This is a genomic window from Streptomyces sp. NRRL F-5650 (assembly GCF_000721365.1).
Classification (GTDB): domain Bacteria; phylum Actinomycetota; class Actinomycetes; order Streptomycetales; family Streptomycetaceae; genus Streptomyces; species Streptomyces ardesiacus.
In genome coordinates this window covers 1-4,975 of the sequence record NZ_JOGV01000101.1, presented here as the reverse complement: position 1 = coordinate 4,975, position 4,975 = coordinate 1, and the positions used below count along the sequence as shown (strand labels likewise).

3 protein-coding genes are annotated in these 4,975 nt (G+C 69.4%); all 3 read left to right on the top strand.

Annotation, left to right across the window (positions count from 1 at the left end; translation table 11 throughout):
- A partial coding sequence (locus tag IG88_RS42165) for a substrate-binding domain-containing protein (RefSeq protein WP_078861726.1) occupies positions 1–169 on the top strand: 169 nt, incomplete at its 5' end.
- Between the two features lie 268 nt (positions 170–437).
- Positions 438–4,727 carry a discoidin domain-containing protein gene (locus tag IG88_RS0137415; RefSeq protein WP_078861725.1) on the top strand — a complete coding sequence of 1,430 codons (4,290 nt, stop codon included), beginning with the start codon at positions 438–440 and terminating at the stop codon, positions 4,725–4,727.
- Positions 4,728–4,785: 58 nt separating this feature from the next.
- A partial coding sequence (locus tag IG88_RS0137410) for a LacI family DNA-binding transcriptional regulator (RefSeq protein ID WP_158854234.1) occupies positions 4,786–4,975 on the top strand: 190 nt, incomplete at its 3' end.

Here is a 4,975-nt window from a genome sequence, read left to right as displayed (position 1 = left end):
CACCGAACCACCCCTCACCACCGTCCGCCAACCCATCGAAGCCATGGGACGCGCCGCCGTCGACCTCCTCTGCGCACAAATCCAAGGCACCGAAGTCCCCCACGGCGAGCTGCTCTTCGAACCCGAACTCGTCGTCCGCGGCTCCACCGCCCAGGCTGCCGCCCACTAGCGGGCGGCACACCCTCTTCCCGGTCCATCGAGCGCAAGGCGCTTGCGTAAATTGACAGCGGATTGCGGTCACGCGACATAGCCCGTGAAAGCCGCTGTTCCGTGGCACACCAAGGCACCCGGCCGACTCTCGGGCACCCCGTCCGGCCCGTCGCTGCGGCGAGTTCACGCTACCCATCCTGTGGACGACTCGACATTTCTCTGGAACTCTGCGAGCGCTCAACGTAAATGACAGAGAACATCGACGTGTCTACCTGATGTGGGGACAGATGAGAAACCGGAACTGGAGATCGCGTGCCCTGTGCACGGTGGTCGCGACCAGTCTCCTGGCGCTGGGAGGACCGCTGCTGTCGGCCACGGCGGCCGGCGGCCCCAACATCGCCGCGGGAGACGCCACGGCGGCGAGCAGCTCGCACGCCGAGTACGGTGCCGCCAACATCACCGACGGCAACCAGAGTTCGTACTGGCAGAGCGCGGGCAGCAGCCTGCCCCAGTGGGTGCAGACCGACCTCGGCGCCGCCGAGCGCGTCGACGAGGTCGTCCTGAAGCTGCCGGCCGGCTGGGAGAGCCGCCGGCAGACCCTCTCCGTCCAGGGCAGCGCCGACGGCACGGGCTTCAGCACGCTGAAGACCTCCGCCACGTACGCCTTCGACCCGGGGTCGGGCAATACGGTCACCGTGTCCTTCCCCGCCACCCGGACGCGGTTCGTGCGGGTGGACATCACGGCGAACACCGGCTGGCAGGCGGCCCAGCTCTCCGAGCTGGAGGTGCACGCGGCCGGGGAGTCGTCCGCCGACCTAGCCGCCGGGCGGCCTCTGACCGCGAGCAGTTCCACGGGTGCCCACACCCCCGGCAACGGCAACGACGGCAACAAGGCCACCTACTGGGAGAGCACCGGCAACGCCCTGCCGCAGTGGCTCCAGGCCGACCTCGGCGCCTCCCGCCGCGTCGACCGCGTCGTGCTGCGGCTGCCGGACGGCTGGCCGGCCCGGAGCCAGACCCTGAAGATCCAGGCCAGTGAGAACGGTTCGGACTTCACCGACCTGACCGCCGCCAAGGCGTACACCTTCGATGCGGCGGGCGGCCAGTCGGCCACGGTCGCCTTCGACGCGGCCACCACGCGCTACGTACGTGTCCTGGTGACGGGAAACACCGGGCAGCCCGCCGCGCAGGTCTCCGAGCTGGAGGTCTACGGCCCGGCGACGGGAGACACCCGGGCTCCCACCGCCCCGGCGAACCTGGCGTTCACCGAGCCGGCCACCGGGCAGATCCGGCTGACCTGGAACGCGTCCTCGGACGACACCGCCGTCACGGGGTACGACATCTATGCCGACGGCGAGCTGCTGACCTCGGTCGCGGGCGACGTCACCACGTACACCGACACCAGGCCGGCCGACACCACGGTCACCTACTACGTGCGGGCCAAGGACGCCGCCGGGAACCAGTCGGGCAACAGCAACGCGGTCACCCGCCGCGCCGCAACCGGCGACACCCAGGCGCCCACCGCGCCCGCGAACCTGACCCTCACCGAACCGGCCGCCGGACAGGTCAGGCTGAGCTGGGACGCCTCGACCGACGACAAGGGCGTCACCGGCTACGACGTCTACGCCAACAACCGGCTCCGTGAGAGCGTCGCCGGAGACGTCACCACCTACACCGACACCCAGCCCGCGTCGGCGAACGTGACCTACTTCGTGCGGGCCAGGGACGCGGCGGGCAACGAGTCGGCCGACAGCAACGCGGTGACCCGCAACGGCACCGGGGACGGCTCGAACCTGGCCGTCGGCAAGCCCATCAGCGCCTCGTCCCACATCCACACCTACGTCGCCGAGAACGCCAACGACAACAGCACGTCGACCTACTGGGAGGGCGCGGCGGGCAGCTACCCGAACACGCTCACCCTGGAACTGGGCGCGAACGCCGACGTCGACCACGTGGTCCTCAGGCTCAGCCCCGACGCGAGCTGGTCGAAGCGCACCCAGAACATCCAGGTGCTCGGCCGCGCCCAGGACGCCTCCGGCTTCACCTCCCTCGTGGACGCGAAGGACTACGTCTTCGACCCCGCGAACGGCGGCAACAGCGTGTCCATACCCGTCGGTGAGCGCACCGCGGACGTGCGGCTCCGGTTCACCGCCAACACCGGGGCGACGGCCGGGCAGGTCGCCGAGTTCCAGGTCGTCGGCACCCCGGCGCCCAACCCGGACCTCGAGGTGACGAAGCTGACCACGTCGCCCGACGCGCCCGTCGAGTCGGACGAGATCACCGTGTCCGCGACGGTCCGCAACAGCGGCGCGGCGGACGCGCCGGCCGGCCGGGTCGCCGTCCGGCTGGGCGGCTCCAAGGTCGCCACCGCCGACGTCCCCGCCCTCGAGGCGGGCGCGCAGAGCACGGTGGCGGTGTCCGTCGGAGCCCGGGACGCCGGTTCGTACGAGCTGAGCGCGGTCGTCGACGAGGCCGACGAGATCATCGAGGAGAACGAGACCAACAACACCTACACGCGGCCCGATCCGCTGGTCGTCAAGCCGGTGCAGAGTTCCGACCTGGTCGCCGCGTCCGTCACCACCACGCCGTCCAGCCCGGCCGCCGGTGACGACGTGACCTTCAGGGCCGCGCTGAGGAACCAGGGCACCCAGGACTCCGCGGGCGGCAGCCACCCGGTGACCCTCGCCCTGGTCGACGCCAAGGGCAGCACGGTCAAGACCCTGACCGGCGCGCACTCCGGCGTGATCGCCGCGGGCGAGACGGCGCCGGCCGTGAACCTCGGCGCCTGGAAGGCGGTCAACGGGTCCTACTCCCTGAAGGTCACGGTCGGCGACGACGCGAACGAGCTGCCGGTCAAGCGGGAGAACAACACCTCCACGCAGCCGCTGTTCGTCGGGCGCGGTGCCAACATGCCGTACGACATGTACGAGGCGGAGGACGGCACGGTCGGCGGCGGTGCCACCGTGGTCGGGCCCAACCGGACCATCGGCGACATCGCGGGAGAGGCGTCCGGCCGCAGGGCGGTCCGCCTCGACAGGACCGGCGCGTACGTCGAGTTCACCACGAAGGCGGACACCAACACCCTGGTGACCCGCTTCTCCATCCCGGACGCGCCGGGCGGCGGCGGCATCGACGCGACGCTCAACGTGTACGTGGACGGCGTGATGAAGAAGGCGCTGCCGCTGACCTCGAAGTACGCCTGGCTGTACGGTGCCGAGGCCTCGCCGGGCAACTCCCCCGGTGCGGGCGCCCCGCGGCACATCTACGACGAGGCGCACCTGATGCTGGGCGAGACCGTGCCGGCGGGCAGCAGGATCCGGCTGCAGAAGGACGCGGCGAACACCTCCGACTACGCGATCGACTTCGTCAACCTGGAACAGGTCTCCGCGCTGCCGAACCCCGACCCGGCGGCGTACGCGGTGCCGGCCGGGTTCACGCACCAGGACGTGCAGAACGCGCTCGACAAGGTCCGCATGGACACCTCCGGCAAGCTGGCCGGGGTGTACCTGCCGCCCGGCGACTACCAGACGTCGAGCAAGTTCCAGGTGTACGGCAAGGCGGTGAAGGTGGTCGGCGCCGGTCCGTGGTTCACCCGGTTCCACGCGCCGACGACGCAGGACAACACCGACATCGGCTTCCGCGCCGAGGCGAGCGCGAAGGGCTCGACGTTCGCGGACTTCGCCTACTTCGGCAACTACACCTCCCGCATCGACGGGCCGGGCAAGGTGTTCGACTTCTCCAACACCTCGGACATCGTGATCGACAACATCTGGAACGAGCACATGGTCTGCCTGTACTGGGGCGCCAACACCGACCGGATGACGATCAAGAACTCCCGGATCCGGAACATGTTCGCCGACGGCATCAACATGACCAACGGCTCCACCGACAACCTGGTGTCCAACAACGACGCCCGGGCCACGGGCGACGACAGCTTCGCGCTCTTCTCGGCGATCGACGCGGGCGGCGCGGACATGAAGAACAACCTGTACGAGAACCTCACGACGACGCTGACCTGGCGTGCAGCGGGCCTGGCCGTCTACGGCGGCTACCACAACACCTTCCGGAACATCCACATCGCCGACACCCTGGTCTACTCCGGCATCACCATCAGCTCGCTGGACTTCGGCTACCCGATGAACGGGTTCGGGACCGATCCGACGACCTTCGAGAACGTCTCGGTCGTCCGGGCCGGGGGGCACTTCTGGAACGGGCAGACCTTCCCGGGCATCTGGGTGTTCTCGGCGTCCAAGGTGTTCCAGGGCATCCGGGTCAACAACGTCGACATCGTGGACCCGACCTACAGCGGCATCATGTTCCAGACGAACTACGTGGGAGGCCAGCCGCAGTACCCGATCAAGGACACGGTCTTCACCGACGTCTCCGTCACGGGCGCGCACAAGAGCGGCGACGAGTTCGACGCCAAGTCCGGCTTCGGCCTGTGGGCCAACGAGATGCCCGAGGGCGGTCAGGGGCCGGCGGTCGGCGAGGTCACCTTCAACGGGCTGAAGCTCGGTGACAACGCGGTGGACATCCGCAACACGACGTCCACCTTCAAGATCATCCGCAATCCCTAGTCGAACGGGACACCGACTGGCGCAAGTCTCTTGCGAGACTTGCGCTAGTCTTGCGTTCGTGACGCGACGACTTGCTCAGGTGGCGAAGAAGGTTGGGGTCAGCGAGGCCACGGTCAGCCGGGTGCTCAACGGCAAGCCGGGGGTCTCCCAGGCGACCCGGCAGTCGGTGCTCAGCGCGCTGGACGTCCTGGGCTACGAGCGCCCCACCCAACTGCGGGGCGAGCGCGCCCGCCTGGTCGGCCTGGTCC